Below are 15,932 nucleotides of genomic sequence, written 5' to 3'. Positions count from 1 at the left end.
TACTCCCTGACCTCCTCCGGGGTGGACGCCGTCTCGCCACCGAAGACGTACAGGTGGCGGTGGATCAGCTTGTCTCCCCTCCCCCCCCCCCCCCCCTCCCCCCCCACCCCCCCCCCTCCCCCCCCCCCCCCCCCCGCCCTCCGTACGACTGTGGCGCGTGCGCCGCGCGGCTCAGCTGAAGGAGTCGCCGCAGGCGCAGGAGCCCGTCGCGTTCGGGTTGTCGATCGTGAAGCCCTGCTTCTCGATCGTGTCCACGAAGTCGATGGTGGCACCGACCAGGTACGGGGCACTCATGCGGTCGGTGGTGACCTTCACGCCGTCGAAGTCCTTCACCACGTCGCCGTCGAGCGAGCGCTCGTCGAAGAAGAGCTGGTAGCGCAGGCCGGAGCAGCCGCCGGGCTGGACGGCGACACGCAGCGCCAGATCCTCACGGCCTTCCTGGTCGAGCAGGGCCTTGACCTTGGCCGCGGCGGCGTCGGTCAGGATGATGCCGTCGGTGACGGTGGTGGTCTCGTCCGATACGGACATCTACATCTCTCCCGGGTTGTACGGAGACTGCTTGCCGACGGTTCCAACCGGCGGGGCCTCGGATTCATTCCGGGTCGGACCCGTGTCTTGCTCCTCGGCCTTCCCTTCATGCTCGCACACGCCCCGGGGAGCGGACAGCGACTGTGGACGGCGACTGTGGACGGCGGGCCGGGGGACCGGGATTCACGTCACACCGACACTATGGGCATCGTCAAACTGACGTGAAGCGGTTATGATATATAGCGTCAGTTCGACGAAAAGTAGAAAGGGTGCGTGTCGTGACCACCGCCCAAACCCAGGAGCTCGACGTACAGCCGTCGCCGCTCGCCCTGCTGCTGCTCGGCCGCGAGGCCGACCCGAGGAGCGAGCGCGGCGTGGAGTGCCCCGGCGACCTGCCCTCGCCCTCCGACCCGGACCTGGTCGCGCGCGCCCGCGCGGCCAAGGAGAAGCTCGGGGACAAGGTCTTCGTGCTCGGTCACCACTACCAGCGCGACGAGGTCATCCAGTTCGCCGACGTCACGGGCGACTCCTTCAAGCTGGCCCGGGACGCGGCCGCACGCCCCGAGGCCGAGTACATCGTCTTCTGCGGTGTGCACTTCATGGCGGAGTCGGCCGACATCCTGACCTCCGACGACCAGAAGGTGGTCCTGCCCGACCTGGCCGCCGGCTGCTCCATGGCGGACATGGCCACCGCCGAGCAGGTCGCCGAGTGCTGGGACGTGCTGACCGAGGCCGGGATCGCCGAGCAGGTCGTGCCCGTCTCGTACATGAACTCCTCCGCGGACATCAAGGCGTTCACGGGCAAGCACGGCGGCACCATCTGTACGTCGTCCAACGCCAAGCGGGCCCTGGACTGGGCCTTCGAGCAGGGCGAGAAGGTGCTGTTCCTGCCCGACCAGCACCTGGGCCGCAACACCGCGGTGCGGGACATGGGCATGTCCCTGGAGGACTGCGTCCTCTACAACCCGCACAAGCCGGGCGGCGGGCTGACCACCGAGGAGCTGCGCGCCGCGAAGATGATCCTGTGGCGGGGTCACTGCTCGGTGCACGGCCGCTTCAGCCTCGACTCGGTGAACGACGTGCGTGAGCGCATACCGGACGTGAACGTCCTGGTGCACCCCGAGTGCCGGCACGAGGTCGTGGCCGCGGCGGACTACGTCGGCTCGACCGAGTACATCATCAAGGCCCTGGAGGCGGCCCCGGCCGGTTCCAAGTGGGCCATCGGCACCGAGCTCAACCTGGTCCGGCGGCTGGCGAACCGTTTCGCTTCCGAGGACAAGGAGATCGTCTTCCTCGACAAGACGGTCTGCTTCTGCTCGACCATGAACCGCATCGACCTCCCGCACCTGGTCTGGGCACTGGAGTCGCTCGCCGAGGGCACCCTCGTCAACCGCATCGAGGTGGACAAGGAGACCGAGGCGTTCGCGAAGCTGGCGCTGGAGCGGATGCTGGCGCTGCCGTAACGGTTCACCGTACGACGCGGGCCCGCCGGGGCTCGGCCGCGTGCCGAGCCCCAGCCGCAGCCGGCGAGCCGGCGAGCCGGCACAGTGTGGAACCCGCCCTGCCCCCTCCCGTACCAGGGCCGTGCCGCGGCACACGCCGTGGCCGACGGGAGAACCCCCGGTGGACACCGACGGCTTCTCCCGCCTGGCCACCGAGGTGGTCCGGAGGCCGCTGAGGCCGCCGGACCGGCCGCGCGACGACAGCAGGGACGCCCAGCGTGAGCCGCGGGCCTTCGAGCACGACACCGTCGCCTCGGCGGACCGGCAGCGCTCGGACCCCGGTGACGCGCCGGGTACCTCGGACACGGCGAGGGGGTGTCCCACGGACCGGATCCGCGGGACACCCCCTCGCCGTTTCCACGGCTCTGGTCCTTCGCCGTGCTACGGCTCCCAGACCTTCGCCGTGCCTGCGGCCCTCAGACCTTCGCCGGCTCCGGCTCGTCCGAGGCCTGCGACCGGGCCGGTACGTCGCCGCCCCGCTTCGCCGCCTTCTTCTTCGCGCGCCGCTCCTTGCGCAGCTCCAGCATCGCGTACAGCGTCGGGACCAGCAGCAGGGTCAGCAGGGTCGAGGTGATCAGGCCGCCGATCACCACCACCGCCAGCGGCTGGGCGATGAAGCCGCCTTCTCCGGTGACGCCCAGGGCCATCGGGAGCAGGGCGAAGATCGTCGCCAGGGCCGTCATCAGGATCGGCCGCAGACGGTGCCGGCCGCCTTCGACGACCGCTTCGACGACGCCGTGGCCCTGCTTGCGGTACTGGTTGATCAGGTCGATCAGCACGATCGCGTTGGTGACCACGATGCCGATCAGCATCAGCATGCCGATCATCGCCGGGACGCCCATCGGTGTGCCGGTGGCGATCAGCAGGCCGATCGCGCCGGTCGCCGCGAACGGGATGGACACCAGCAGGATCAGCGGCTGGGCCAGTGACCGGAAGGTGCCGACCAGCAGCATGAACACGATCGCGATCGCCGCGAGCATGGCCAGGCCCAGGTTGACGAACGCCTCGTCCTGGTCGGCCGTGACGCCGCCGATCTCGGCCGTGGCACCGGCCGGCAGGTCCAGCCCGTTGATCTTCGACTGGAGTTCCGTGCCGACCGCGCCGGTGTTGTCACCCGTCGGCTTGGCCGTGATGGTCGCCGCGCGCTGCCCGTCGATGCGGGTCATCGACACCGGGCCGTCCACCAGCCCGACCGTCGCGATGTCGCCGAGCTTCGCCGGGCCCAGGTCCAGGGCCTTCAGCTGGGCCAGCGTCTCGGCCGGCCGGGCCGACCTGATCACGACGTCGCGCTCGGTGTCGTCCAGGATCGCCTTGGCGGCCGGGGTGCCGCGCACCGCCTGGGCGACGGCCGCGCCGAGCGCCTGGTCGGTGAACCCGGCCTCGGCCGCCTTCGCGTTGGCCTTCACCGAGATGCGCGGCACGCTCTGCGCCAGGTCGCTGGTGACGTCGGTGACGTCGTCGAGCCCGGCGACCGCCTCGCGGACCTCCTCGGAGGCCTCGCGGAGCACCTGCGCGTCGGCCGCCTTGACGACGACGCTGAGGTCCTGGCTGCCGAAGCCGTCACCGGCGGCGACCGTGGTGGTGCCGATGCCGTCGAGCTTCGCGAGCCCGTCCTCGATGTGGTCCTGGACGTCCTCGGCGGACGCCGAGTCCTCCAGCATGAGCTGGTACGAGGCCTGGTTGGTGTCCGTACCGCCGCCGAAGGCGGCCATGAAGCCGGACGAGCCGATGGTGACCTGGTAGTCCTTGACGCCCTCGGTGTCGCCGAGCAGCTTCTCGACCTTCTTGGCCTGGGCGTCGGTCGCGGCGAGGCTGGTACCGGGCTTCAGCTCCTGTTTGATGCTGAGGACCTTCTGCTCGCCCTGGTCGAAGAAGTTGGTCTTCAGCAGCGGCGCCATGCCGAACGTGCCGATGAGTACGACGACCGCGATGGCCACGCTGGTCAGGCGGCGGCGGGTGGCGAAGCGCAGGACGGGGACGTAGAAGCGCTGGAGGCGGCTCCTGGCCTCCTTCTCCTCGGCCAGCCGGCGGGCCTCGGCCGCGTCGTCGGGGGTGCCCTTCGGCGGACGCAGGAACCAGTACGACAGCACCGGGACGACCGTCAGCGACACCAGCAGGGAGGCCAGCAGCGCGGCGGTCACGGTCAGGCTGAAGGAGCCGAAGAGCTCGCCCACCATGCCGCCGACCAGGCCGATCGGCAGGAACACGGCCACCGTGGTGAGCGTCGAGGAGGTGACCGCGCCGGCGACCTCGCGGACCGCCTTGAGGATGGCCTCCTGGCGTTCCTCGCCGTAGCCGAGGTGCCGCTTGATGTTCTCCAGGACCACGATCGAGTCGTCGACGACCCGGCCGATGGCGATGGTCAGCGCGCCCAGCGTCAGCATGTTCAGCGACAGGTCGCGCGTCCACAGGACGATCAGGGCGAGGACCACCGACAGCGGGATGGAGACCGCGGTGACCAGGGTGGAGCGGATCGACGCCAGGAAGACCAGGATGACCAGGACGGCGAAGAGCAGACCGAGACCGCCCTCGGTGGTCAGGCCCTTGATGGCCTTGGACACCGCCGGGCCCTGGTCGCTGACGACGGTGAGCGTCGCACCGGAACCGAGCTGCTCGCGCAGGCCGGGGAGCTTGTCCTCGACGGCGTCGGAGATCGCGACCGCGCTGCCGTCGTGGTCCATCGTGACGGCGACGGCGAGCGACGGCTTGCCGTCGGTGCGGGTGAGGGAGACGGCCTTGGCCTCCTCCTCCTCGACGGTGGCGACGTCACCGAGGCGGACGGGCTCGTCGACGCCCTCGCCGATGATCATGAGGTCCTGGATCTGCTCCAGCGAGGTGAAGCCGCCCCCCACCTGGACGGTGCGGTTGGCGCCGTCCTCGTCGAAGGAGCCCGCGGGCACCGTCGCGCCGCCGGCCTGGAGGGACTGGGCGAGAACCTGCGGGCTCACGCCGGCCCTCGCGAGTTTCGCCGGGTCGGGGGTGACGGTGACCTGGACGTCCCGGACGCCGTCGACCACGACCTGGGCCACGCCGTCGACGTCCTTCAGCTCGGAGACGACCGTCTTGTCGAGCTGGTCGGCCAGCGCCTGCTGGTCCTTGTCGGAGGTGACGGCGAGGACGACGGTCGGGATGTCGTCCGTCGACCCGGAGATGACCTGCGGGTCCACGTCGTCCGGGAGCTGGGCGCGGGCCCGGTTGACGGCCTGCTGGACGTCGGCGACGAGCTGCTGGGTGCCGTTGCCGTAGTCGAAGGACGCCATGATGACGGCGTTGCCCTCACTGGCCGTCGACGTGATGCCCGAGATTCCGTCGACCGCTTCGAGGCTGTCCTCGATCGGTTCGACGACCTGCTTCTCGACCACATCGGGGGAGGCGCCCTGATACGGCGCCAGCACGGACACCATGGGCAGTTCGATGGTGGGCAGCAGCTGCTGCTTGAGCTGGGGAATGGCGATCGCGCCGAAGACGAGCGCGACGATCGACATCAGGCCTATCAGGGCCCGTTGCGCGAGGCTGAATCTCGACAGCCAGGACATGGATCAGGGTCTCTCTTCTGTGGCCGAGCGGGGACGGGGCACATGCGGCGCCACACGCGGACGCCACAAGTGAGCGCCCACCCCAACACCCTGGGCCATGGGCGACCCCGGTTCCGTAGGCCCCAGGTCCATTTCCTTATGCGGCGCATACTCCGGCCGCAGTAGTCCCGGGCCGGGATCACTCCACCCTCGGACGTACCAGCCCGGATTCGTACGCGATGACGACCAGCTGCGCCCGGTCGCGGGCGCCCAGCTTGGCCATGGCCCGGTTGACGTGCGTCTTCACGGTGAGCGGGCTGACCTCCAGCCGCTCGGCGATCTCGTCGTTGGAGTGCCCGCCGGCGACCTGGACCAGCACCTCGCGCTCGCGCACGGTCAGCGTCTCCAGCCGCTCGGCACGGGCGGGGTCGCGGTCCTCCTCGGTGCCCTCCTGGGCGAGGAAGCGGGCGATCAGCCCCTTGGTGGCGGTCGGGGAAAGCAGTGCCTCGCCGCCGGCCGCGACACGGATCGCGCTGAGCAGCTCATCGGGTTCCGATCCCTTGCCGAGGAAGCCTGAGGCGCCCGCGCGCAGCGACTGCACCACGTAGTCGTCGACCTCGAAGGTGGTCAGGATGACCACGCGGACATGGGCGAGGGACGGGTCGGCGCTGATCATGCGGGTGGCGGCGAGGCCGTCGGTGCCGGGCATCCGGATGTCCATCAGCACCACGTCGGCCCGCTGCTCGGCGGCCAGCCGGGCCGCCTCCGCGCCGTCGGACGCCTCCCCCACCACCTCCATGTCGGGCTCGGAGTCGACCAGCACCCGGAAGGCGCTGCGCAGCAACGCCTGGTCGTCGGCGAGCAGGACACGGATCGTCATACGGGGCCCTCCGCGGCATCGGTGCGCTTCCTGACCGGAAGGATCGCATGGACCCGGAAACCGCCTCCGTAGCGGGGACCGGTGGTGAGGGTGCCGCGCACGGCGGTGACACGCTCGCGCATGCCGAGCAGCCCGTGGCCGCCGCCGTCGGCGCCGGCTACGGCGGTGTCAGGGGCCCCGGCGGGGACGTCGCCCTCGTCGGCGCCGTCGTCGAGCACGGTGACCTCGATGTTCGGTCCCACCCGGACGACGCTGACCTCGGCCTTCGCCCGCGCGCCCGCGTGCTTCCGCACGTTGGTCAGCGCCTCCTGGATGATGCGGTACGCGGCCAGGTCGACGGCGGCGGGCAGGTCGGTGCCCTGGTCGGTGCGGGCCACCTCGACGTGCAGTCCGGCGTGGTGGAAGGTCTCGACGAGTTCGTCGAGGCGGTCCAGGCCGGGGGCGGGTTCGGTCGGGGCCTTGGGGTCGTCGGACTGGCGGAGCAGACCGACGGTGGCGCGCAGCTCGCCCAGCGCGGAGCGGCTGGCCTCGCGTACGTGGGCGAGGGCCTCCTTGGCCTGGTCGGGCCGCTTGTCCATGACGTGGGCGGCGACCCCGGCCTGGACGTTGACCAGGGCGATGTGGTGGGCGACCACGTCGTGCAGGTCGCGGGCGATGCGCAGCCGCTCCTCGGCGACCCGGCGGCGGGCCTCCTCCTCGCGGGTGCGCTCGGCCTTCTCGGCCCGGTCGCGGATGGCCTGCACGAAGGCGCGCCGGCTGCGGACCGCGTCCCCGGCGCTGGCGCCGATACCGGTCCAGGCGAAGACGGCGAGGTTCTCCTGGGCGTACCAGGGCAGGGGTCCGGCCAGCATGGCGGCGCCGGTCAGCACCGTCATGGTGAGCAGGCCGACCCGCCAGGTGGTGGGGCGGTCGGTGGAGGCGGCGACGGTGAAGAGGGCGACGACGGCGGACATGACGACGGGCGCGCGGGGGTCGCCGGTGACGCTCTCGACGACGGAGACACCGCCGGTGACCGCGAGCACCACCAGCGGAGCACGGCGGCGGAAGACGAGCGCGGCGGCGCCGACGGCCATGAGGGCCAGGCTGAGCACGTCGGGGTTGCGCAGGCCCCAGCTGACGCCCTCGGGCGCGTGCGGGTCCACGAAGGAGCCCGCGACCATGCAGACCAGGACGGCTGCCGCGATGGCCGCGTCCAGGGCGGAGGGGTGGGCGCCGATGGTGCAGCGGGCGCGGGCGAGGGTGCTCACGGCTGTTTACGGTAGCTGGAGTGGGCGTGCCTTCTTGGTGGGCCCGCGTGCAGTGGGCGTCGGCTGGGGGCTGCGCCCCCAGGCCCCCGCTTCGGCCTGGACGGCCTCGTCCTCGTCCTCGAACGCCGGACGGGCTGGAGGTACCGGACGGGCTGGAAGTACCGACCGGTGTCCGTCAGGAACCCCCAGGGATCAGGCCGTCGTCGCTCAGCAGCTCCTGGACGTCCTCCAGCGTGGCGTCCGGGGACGGGAGGATCAGGTCGGACGGCTCCAGGAAGTCGTCCGGGACGGGCTCGCCCAGTTCGCGGACCTTGGCCAGGAGGGCCTGGAGGGTCGCGCGGAAACCGGGGCCGTCGCCGTTCTCCATTTCGGCCTGGAGCTCGTCGTCCAGCTTGTTCAGCTCGGCGAGACGGCCGTCGGCCAGCGTCAGCTGTCCCTCCCCCATGATCCGTACGATCATGTCGCCCTCCTCGGCGTGGGCTTACTGCTTGTCGAAGCGCGGGGTGTCCTGCGGCTGCTGCTGGGACTGCGCCTGGCCCTGGTCCTGGCCGCCCTCGATGGCCTGCCGGTCGGAGGTGCCGCCCCCGGACAGTTCGGCCTTCATGCGCTGCAGTTCCAGCTCTACATCCGTACCACCGGAGAGCCGGTCCAGCTCGGCCTGGATGTCGTCCTTGTGCATGCCGGACTGGTCGTCCAGCGCGCCGGAGGCGAGCAGTTCGTCGATGGCGCCGGCCCGGGCCTGGAGCTGGGCGGTCTTGTCCTCGGCCCGCTGGATCGCGAGGCCGACGTCGCCCATCTCCTCGGAGATGCCGGAGAACGCCTCGCCGATGCGGGTCTGCGCCTGGGCCGCCGTGTAGGTGGCCTTGATGGTCTCCTTCTTCGTGCGGAAGGCGTCCACCTTGGCCTGGAGGCGTTGGGCCGCCAGGGTGAGCTTCTCCTCCTCGCCCTGGAGCGTGGCGTGCTGCGTCTCCAGGTCGGTGACCTGCTGCTGGAGCGCGGCGCGCCGGGAGAGCGCCTCGCGGGCCAGATCCTCGCGGCCCAGCGCCAGCGCCTTGCGGCCCTGGTCCTCCAGCTTCGACGACTGGGACTGGAGCTGGTTGAGCTGAAGCTCCAGGCGCTTGCGGCTGGTCGCCACATCGGCGACACCGCGGCGCACCTTCTGCAGCAGCTCCAGCTGTTTCTGGTACGAGTAATCGAGGGTCTCGCGCGGGTCCTCGGCCCGGTCAAGGGCCTTGTTGGCCTTCGCGCGGAAGATCATCCCCATACGCTTCATGACACCGCTCATGGGCTTCGCGCGCCCCCTTCTGACCGACTCCAGCTCCAGCACCTGCGACAGAACCCACAGTACGGGCCCTGCATCCATTACCGCACTGTTCGGGGACGGATGCGCTCATCCCCAAGGACGACTGCGTACGCTCCCGGTCCGGCGTAGGGAGTAGGTGCTCCCCGGGGTTGTCCGGAATGACCGGGTGCCCCGGGGCGTACGCGACGTACCCTCTGTCCACTTACAGACGACCGGCGTTGCCGGATCGTTCCCCACCGGACTGGGGTCCACACCCCGGCAGCACGTACCCTTGGGCTTTGTGTTCCGTAGCCGTGCCAAAGAAGAGAAGGCACCGAGCCTCGTCAAGACGCCGGTGACCGACTCCAATCAGCCCCGTGACCCGCAGGCCCCCAAGGGGAGGCCGACGCCCAAGCGCAGTGCGGCCCAGTCCCAGCGCCGCAGCGTCGCCAACACGCCGTTGACGCGCAAGGCCGCCGCCAAGCGTCAGCGCGAGGAGCGCCGCACCGCGATGGCGCGGCAGCGCGAGGCCCTGGCGAAGGGCGACGAGCGGTACCTGCCGGCCCGTGACAAGGGCCCGGTCCGCAAGTTCGCGCGCGACTTCGTCGACTCGCGGTTCAACATCGCGGAGTACTTCCTGCCGATGGCCGTGATCATCCTCGTACTGAGCATGATCCGCGTGGCCTCGCTGCAGAACGTGGCGCTGCTGCTGTGGCTGGTCGTGATCGTGATGATCGTGCTGGACTCGATCGTCAGCGGCTTCCGGCTCAAGAAGCGCCTCGCCGAGCGCTTCCCGGACGAGCGTCGGCGCGGCGCGGTCGCCTACGCGCTGATGCGCTCCCTCCAGATGCGTCGGCTCCGCCTGCCCAAGCCCCAGGTCAAGCGCGGGGAGCGGCCCTGAGCACGACGCCGTTCGCCGACGGCGCGGCCGACGCCCGGCTGGACGAGCCGGGTGATCTGCGGGACGTCGTGCGGCAGGAGCTGGTGGCCCGGCAGCTGGACGAGCAGATAGCCGGGCGTTTCCCGGTCGGCAAGCGGCTGCGCGTGCTCGACGTCGGCATGGGCCGGGGCACCCAGTCGCTCCGGCTGGCGCGGGCCGGGCACCAGGTGACCGGTGTGGAGCGGGACGTCACGATGATCGCCGCGGCGCGCGACGCCCTGGCCGGCCAGCCCGAGGGCATCCGGGAGCGGATGCGGATCATCGAGGGTGACGGCCGGGACACCGGCGTGCACTTCCTGCCGGGCAGTTTCGACGTGGTGCTCTGCCACGGGGTGCTCATGTACGTCGAGGAGCCCGACCCGCTGCTCGCGGGGCTGGCCCGGATGCTCGCCCCGGGCGGGCTGCTGTCGCTGCTGGTGCGCAACGGCGACGCGCTCGCGATGCGCCCCGGCCTGCGCGGCGAGTGGGCCGAAGCCCTGGCCGCCTTCGACACCACCGTCTGCCGCGACAGCCTCGGCCTCGAGGTCCGCGCGGACCGGCCGGCGACGCTGACGGCCAAGCTCGCGAGCATCGGCGCCCCGCTGCACACCTGGTACGGGGTCCGGGTGTTCACCGACACGGGACCCGACCGCGCCCGGGTTCCGGAGGCCGTCGAGACCCTGCTGGCCGCCGAGGAACGGGCCGGCCGGACCGACCCGTACCGCGGGATTGCGGCGCTGCTGCATCTGTGCGGGGTGCGGGGGTAGGGCTGCCGGTCCCGCACGGCAGGGCGCCCGTTCGGGGGTTCTCCGGAAGCCGCGCTTCCGGTGCACGGTGAGACTCTGGGCATGGATGCTTCCCGTTCCCGTGTGCCGCGGCTGCCCGGCGCGGTCACCGCGTGGGCCTGCGCTCTGCTGCTCGTCACCGGCTGCTCCGGCGCCGGGTCCGGTCCGGGCTCCGGGAGCGGGCGGGAGGGCGACACGGCTCAGGCCGCGGCGCCGTCCGCGGCCAACGACCTGCAGGCCGACTACCAGCGGGTGATCAACGACGTACTCCCGTCGGTCGTGCAGATCCAGGCGGGCGACTCCCTGGGGTCCGGGGTCGTGTACGACGACCAGGGGCACGTCGTCACCAACGCCCACGTCGTCGGGAACGACGGATCCTTCCGGGTGACGACCGCCCGCAACGAGGAGACCCTGGCCGCGGAACTCGTCTCCTCCTATCCCGAGCAGGACCTCGCCGTCCTCAAGCTGGACAAGGTGCCCGACGGCATGAAGGCGGCCCGCTTCGGGGACTCCTCGAAGGTCGGGGTCGGGCAGATCGTGCTGGCGATGGGCTCGCCGCTGGGGCTGTCCTCCAGCGTGACGCAGGGCATCGTCTCGGCGACCGAACGGACCGTCACCGAGAGCAGCGGCGGGGGCGGTACGGGCGCGACCATCGGCAACATGGTGCAGACGTCCGCGGCCATCAACCCCGGCAACAGCGGGGGCGCCCTGGTGAATCTCGACAGCCAGGTGATCGGCATCCCGACGCTGGCCGCGACCGACCCGGGCCTCGGCGACAGCGCGGCGCCCGGCATCGGGTTCGCGATCCCGGCGTCGATGGTGCGGACGGTCGCCGACCAGATCGTCGAGGACGGGCGGGTGACCGACTCCGGCCGGGCGGCGCTCGGCATCACCGCCCGTACGGTCGTCGACGACGGCTACCGGCCCGCGGGCGTCGCCGTCGTCGAGACCGGCGACGGCGGGGCCGCCGACCAGGCGGGACTGCGGCCCGGGGACGTCATCGTCCGGCTGGGCGGCACGGACATCACCACGATCACCTCCCTGGCCGAGGCGCTGGCGTCGATGAAGCCGGGCGACCGGACGGAGGTGACGTACACCCGCGACGGCGACGAGCGCACCGTCGAGGTGACGCTGGGCGAACAATGACGGAGGCGGGGCCGGTCCGGTCGGGACCGCCCCCGCCCGCGGGTCAGGCCTCCGGCTCCGCGTCCGCTTCGGCCTCTTGCGCGTGCAGGCTCATCGGCCCGTAGATCTCGGTGGCGTCCTCGAACAGCCGCACCTGGTCGGTGCCGCCCTCCTTGAGGTCCTTCCAGTACTCACCGATCCAGGACTCGGCGTCCCCTTGCGTGGTGAACTCCTCGGGCTGCACCGCGGGCCGGACCTCCGTCCCGCCGGCCGTCTCGAACCGCCACGTCCATGCCGCCATGTACGCCTCCAAGATGTGAGCACATGCAGAGCGGAAGCCGGATCTTGGTCCGGCCTCCGACCGCAGCCTATGCGCTGAGCGGGGCGGGCCGTAGAAGGCCGGGGGACGGGAGCCGGGACCGCCGGCACCCCACAGGGCCTCTCCGACAGGCCCGAGGAGGGCCTCGGGCGCGCGCGTCGCCGGGTGACCGGGGAAAATCGGGGCGTGGACGTGACTCTGCTCGGCACCGGTGCCCCCGCGGGACTCCCCCGCCCCGACTGTCCCTGCGCGGCCTGTGCCGCCGCGCAGGGCGCGAACGCGCGCGCGGCGGCCTCGCTGCTGGTGGACGGGGCGCTGCTCCTCGACCTGACGCCCGGCGCCGCGTTCGCCGCCGCACGCGCCGGGCACTCCCTGACCGGCGTACGGCAGGTGCTGCTGTCGCACCCGCACGACGGGCCCGCGGTGGAGGTGCCGGCCGGGCTGCCGCAGCCGGGGCGGGTACCCGACGGGCGGGAGCTGGCGCTGCTGACCGGGCACCGGGTGCGGGCGGTGGCGATGGACGCGCCGGGCACCGGGTACGCCGTGACCGGTCCGGACGGGCAGCGGCTGCTGTATCTGCCGCCGGGCGGCGCGCCGGCCGGTCTGGAGGAGCCCGCCGAGTCGTACGACCTGGTCGTCGCGGACGTCGTGGGGCGGCCGGACGCGGTGGCGAGGCTGCGGTCGGTGGGTGCGGCGGGCCCGACGACGGACGTCGTCGCCGTCCACCTCGGCCACGACGTGCCGCCGGGCCCGGAACTGACGCGGCGGCTCGCGGCGGCCGGAGCGCGGGCGGTGCCGGACGGGACGACGCTGGTGGTGGGCTCCTACGAGGACGTACCCGACGTCCCGCGGCGCACCCTCGTACTGGGCGGGGCCCGGTCGGGCAAGTCGGTGGAGGCCGAGCGGCGGCTGGAGGCCTTCCCGGACGTGCTCTACGTCGCGACCGGAGGCTCCCGCAACGGGGACACCGAGTGGGCGGCGCGGGTCTGCGCGCACCGGGAGCGGCGGCCGGGTTCGTGGCGCACCGCCGAGACCTGCGATCTGGTGCCGCTCCTGAAGGACGACGGGCCCGCGCTGCTCGTCGACTGTCTGTCGCTGTGGCTGACGGACGCGATGGACGCCGTCGGGGCGTGGGACGACGCGGAGTGGGCGGACGGTGGCGAACGGGCCCTCAGGGACCGGGTGCGGGAGCTGACCGAGGCGGTGCGCGCCACCCGGCGCACGGTCGTCGCGGTGTCGAACGAGGTGGGCTCGGGCATCGTGCCCGCCACCGCCTCGGGCCGCCGTTACCGGGACGAACTCGGGCGGCTGAACGCGGCGTTCGCGGCCGAGTGCGAGCAGGTGGTGCTGGTGGTGGCCGGTCAGGCGCTGGTGCTACGGGGCTGAGGCGTCCTTGCGCGCGATGACGCGGTGGGTCCGCGGGCCGGTGAGCACCGTGCAGCCCCGGGCGGCCAGTTCGACGCGCAGGCCCGCCGGGTGCGAGGCGCCGGGCGGGAGGACGAGCAGACGGCGCGGGTCCGCCACGTCCACCAGCAGATGACCGCCGGGGCGGAGCACGTGCAGGGCGGCCCGCAGTTCGGCACGCGGGTCGGGGACGCGTTCCAAATGGTGGAAGAGGCTCACGACGTCGTAGCGGGCGCGCAGGCGGGCCGCGATGTGCGGGTCCGTCAGACGGCCGACGAACGCCTCCTCGACGCGCTCGACCGCACGGGCCCGCAGGACCCGGTGGGTGGGGTCCAGACCGTCGAAGGAGGTGTACGGGAAGAACGTGCGCGCGGTGCGGGGGAAGTCGGCGTCGCCGGTGCCCACGTCCAGCCAGCTCTCGGGGTCGGGGCGGTGGCGCAGCATCGCGCGTGCGGCGAGGCGGTGTCTGAGGCGGACACCGGCCCGGACCAGCGGGTGTTCGGGTCCGGGGGCGAGCGGGGGGTTGCGGAAGGCGTGCCGGCAGTCCCGGCAGCGTTCGAGGACGGACCGGCCGGGCCCGGGACGCCGCGGGTCCGGGTCCTCGCGGCGGCGGTTGCCCAGCCGCCGCGAGCCGCACCAGGGGCAGTCCTCACGGTGCGGCCCGTACCCGGGCACGGGGGGCACCCGGGGGACGGGAGGCGGTGCCGAGGGGGCGGGGGGTGCGGTCATGGCGGCTCCCGACACGAGAACGAGGACACAGGGCGGCACATACGACAATCCAGGCAAAACGTTACGTAGGTGATCGCGATCCGGGGTGCAGCGACGCAGCTCGGGCGCGGTGCGGACGGGACCGCCGTGGTGTTCGACCGGGGCCGGTACTGTTCGGCGAATGAGCTCGCTGAATCTCGACGACTTCACCGATCTGATCGAGCGCCCGGACGGCGGGGTGCGCCGCGACGCCGAGGCGCGCCGGGAGCGTCAGGTCGTCCCGCCCGGATCGCTGGGCCGCCTGGACGACCTGGGCGAGTGGCTGGCCGCGGCCCAGTCCGCCGTACCGGTGCGGCCGGTCGAACGACCTCGGGTGCTGCTCTTCGCCGGTGACCACAAGGTGGCCGAGCTGGGCGTCTCGGCGCGGCCCGCGGGCGGTGCCGGCGAGTTGGTGCGCGAGGTCCTGGAGGGCGGCCGGCCCGTGTCCGTGCTCGCCCGGAGCCTCGGCGTGCCGGTGCGGGTCGTCGACATGGCCCTGGACTGCGACCCGGAGACCCTGCCGGCCGACGTCGTGCGGCACCGGGTGCGGCGCGGCGGCGGCCGCATCGACGTCGAGGACGCGCTGACCCTGGAGGAGGCGGAGGCCGCCTTCCGCGCCGGAATGGCGGTGGCCGACGAGGAGGCCGACTCCGGCACGGATCTGGTGGTGCTCGGCGATGTGAGCGTGGGCGGGACCACGGCGGCGGGCGTGCTGGTGGCCGCGCTGTGCGGGACCGACGCGTCGGTCGTCACCGGGCGGGGCGGGCTGGCGATCGACGACCTGGCCTGGATGCGCAAGTGCGCGGCGATCCGGGACGCGCTGCGCCGCGCCCGGCCGGTGCTCGGGGACCAGCTGCGGCTGCTCGCGACCGTGGGCGGTGCCGACCTCGCCGCGATGACGGGCTTTCTGCTGCAGAGCGCGGTGCGGAAGCTGCCGGTGATCCTGGACGGCGTCGTGACGGTCGCGTGCGCGCTGGTCGGGCAGCGGGTCGCCTTCCGGGCGCCGGACTGGTGGCTGGCGGCCCACGACAGCGGGGAGCCGGGCCAGACCAAGGCACTGGACCGGATGGCCCTGGAGCCGCTGCTGTCCCAGGGCGTGAAGGTGGGTGAAGGGGTGGGGGGCCTGCTGGCGCTGCCGCTGGTGCGGGCCGCGGCGGCGCTGGCGGCGGAGCTGCCGGAGGTCACCGACGGCGAGGCTCCGGAGGTCTCCGACGGCGAGGCTCCGGACGTCACCGACGGCGAGGCTCCGGTCCGGGCCGAGTGAGCCGGCGCCGGCCGCTCGCCCGGTGTGGGAGCGGGTGAGGGGCGGCGCGGTCTGCGGACCGGCGTCGCCGCAGCACCCGGCGGAGGTGTGGACCGGGTGGGTGTGGACCGGGGGTGGGTGGCGCGGCCCGGTGCCACGGGGCGCCTCCCCCGGAGGGGTGCTCCCCCAGCGGCTACCCGTGTCACTCCTGTCACTCCTGTCACTCCTGGGAGAACCGCCAAGGCCGTTCAGGCACTGGGGAGGCACGACTGCCCGCGGCTCGCGGGACGGGCCGCCCGCGAGCGGACGGCGTACGGCTCCCGGAGGCTACGCGGAGGCGGAGGCGAAGGCGGACCGGCAGCCGCGTACGGCGGGAAGGGGACGTGCCACGACGAGACGGCCCGCGCTGCGCGCACCCACCGAACCCGCACCGGCG

14 protein-coding genes are annotated in these 15,932 nt (G+C 72.6%); 6 read left to right on the top strand and 8 right to left on the bottom strand.

Annotated elements, in window-relative coordinates; translation table 11 throughout:
- Positions 1–171 precede the first annotated feature (171 nt).
- Entirely contained in the window at positions 172–528 is a 357-nt protein-coding gene (gene erpA / locus ACZ4V1_RS04000) for an iron-sulfur cluster insertion protein ErpA (protein ID WP_468328847.1), read from the bottom strand.
- 278 nt (positions 529–806) lie between these two features.
- Between erpA and nadA the strand changes: the two genes are divergently transcribed.
- Complete coding sequence (gene nadA / locus ACZ4V1_RS03995; RefSeq protein ID WP_468328844.1) at positions 807–1,991, top strand: quinolinate synthase NadA; 1,185 nt, start codon at positions 807–809, stop codon at positions 1,989–1,991.
- A 455-nt stretch (positions 1,992–2,446) separates the two neighbouring features.
- On the opposite strand, the gene ACZ4V1_RS03990 is transcribed toward nadA, so the two are convergent.
- The 5 genes from ACZ4V1_RS03990 to ACZ4V1_RS03970 all read right to left on the bottom strand — a co-directional run bounded on the left by ACZ4V1_RS03990 (position 2,447) and on the right by ACZ4V1_RS03970 (position 8,945).
- The gene (locus ACZ4V1_RS03990) at positions 2,447–5,566 is read right to left on the bottom strand and encodes an efflux RND transporter permease subunit (RefSeq protein WP_468328841.1); all 3,120 of its coding nucleotides are present in this window, start codon (positions 5,564–5,566) and stop codon (positions 2,447–2,449) included.
- A gap of 178 nt (positions 5,567–5,744) precedes the next feature.
- The gene (locus tag ACZ4V1_RS03985; protein ID WP_468328838.1) at positions 5,745–6,425 is read right to left on the bottom strand and encodes a response regulator; all 681 of its coding nucleotides are present in this window, start codon (positions 6,423–6,425) and stop codon (positions 5,745–5,747) included.
- A complete protein-coding gene (locus ACZ4V1_RS03980; RefSeq protein ID WP_468328835.1) occupies positions 6,422–7,672 on the bottom strand; it encodes a sensor histidine kinase in 1,251 nt (416 codons plus the stop codon). Before ACZ4V1_RS03980 ends, ACZ4V1_RS03985 begins: the two co-directional genes overlap by 4 nt.
- A 175-nt stretch (positions 7,673–7,847) precedes the next feature.
- Entirely contained in the window at positions 7,848–8,132 is a 285-nt protein-coding gene (gene pspAA / locus ACZ4V1_RS03975; protein ID WP_468328832.1) for a PspA-associated protein PspAA, read from the bottom strand.
- A 21-nt stretch (positions 8,133–8,153) separates the two neighbouring features.
- Positions 8,154–8,945 carry a PspA/IM30 family protein gene (locus ACZ4V1_RS03970; RefSeq protein WP_386322905.1) on the bottom strand — a complete coding sequence of 264 codons (792 nt, stop codon included), beginning with the start codon at positions 8,943–8,945 and terminating at the stop codon, positions 8,154–8,156.
- Between the two features lie 271 nt (positions 8,946–9,216).
- Between ACZ4V1_RS03970 and ACZ4V1_RS03965 the strand changes: the two genes are divergently transcribed.
- The 3 genes from ACZ4V1_RS03965 (at position 9,217) to ACZ4V1_RS03955 (ending at position 11,804) form a co-directional block, all read left to right on the top strand.
- Positions 9,217–9,855 carry a DUF3043 domain-containing protein gene (locus ACZ4V1_RS03965; RefSeq protein WP_468328982.1) on the top strand — a complete coding sequence of 213 codons (639 nt, stop codon included), beginning with the start codon at positions 9,217–9,219 and terminating at the stop codon, positions 9,853–9,855.
- An 83-nt stretch (positions 9,856–9,938) separates the two neighbouring features.
- Positions 9,939–10,640 carry a class I SAM-dependent methyltransferase gene (locus ACZ4V1_RS03960; RefSeq protein WP_468328979.1) on the top strand — a complete coding sequence of 234 codons (702 nt, stop codon included), beginning with the start codon at positions 9,939–9,941 and terminating at the stop codon, positions 10,638–10,640.
- An 81-nt stretch (positions 10,641–10,721) separates the two neighbouring features.
- On the top strand, positions 10,722–11,804 hold the full coding sequence (locus tag ACZ4V1_RS03955) for a S1C family serine protease (protein WP_468328828.1): 1,083 nt from the start codon (positions 10,722–10,724) through the stop codon (positions 11,802–11,804).
- Between the two features lie 43 nt (positions 11,805–11,847).
- Here ACZ4V1_RS03955 and ACZ4V1_RS03950 read toward each other — a convergent pair whose 3' ends face one another.
- Positions 11,848–12,084 (bottom strand): hypothetical protein, encoded by a 237-nt coding sequence (locus ACZ4V1_RS03950; protein WP_468328825.1) that lies wholly within the window; start codon positions 12,082–12,084, stop codon positions 11,848–11,850.
- Between the two features lie 204 nt (positions 12,085–12,288).
- Here ACZ4V1_RS03950 and ACZ4V1_RS03945 point away from each other — a divergent pair, with 204 nt between their 5' ends.
- Positions 12,289–13,488: a bifunctional adenosylcobinamide kinase/adenosylcobinamide-phosphate guanylyltransferase gene (locus tag ACZ4V1_RS03945; RefSeq protein WP_468328822.1), complete on the top strand. Its 1,200-nt coding sequence runs from the start codon at positions 12,289–12,291 to the stop codon at positions 13,486–13,488.
- Here the strand turns inward: ACZ4V1_RS03945 and ACZ4V1_RS03940 are convergent.
- Complete coding sequence (locus ACZ4V1_RS03940; RefSeq protein ID WP_468328819.1) at positions 13,477–14,235, bottom strand: class I SAM-dependent methyltransferase; 759 nt, start codon at positions 14,233–14,235, stop codon at positions 13,477–13,479. The genes ACZ4V1_RS03945 and ACZ4V1_RS03940 overlap by 12 nt on opposite strands.
- Positions 14,236–14,395: 160 nt before the next feature.
- Here ACZ4V1_RS03940 and cobT point away from each other — a divergent pair, with 160 nt between their 5' ends.
- A complete protein-coding gene (gene cobT, locus ACZ4V1_RS03935; protein WP_468328816.1) occupies positions 14,396–15,517 on the top strand; it encodes a nicotinate-nucleotide--dimethylbenzimidazole phosphoribosyltransferase in 1,122 nt (373 codons plus the stop codon).
- Positions 15,518–15,932: the final 415 nt, after the last annotated feature.

The sequence above is a fragment of the Streptomyces sp. NPDC028991 genome, assembly GCF_055564775.1.
The sequence above is the reverse complement of the archived record's forward strand: the minus strand, read 5'-3'. Positions and strand labels throughout refer to the sequence as shown.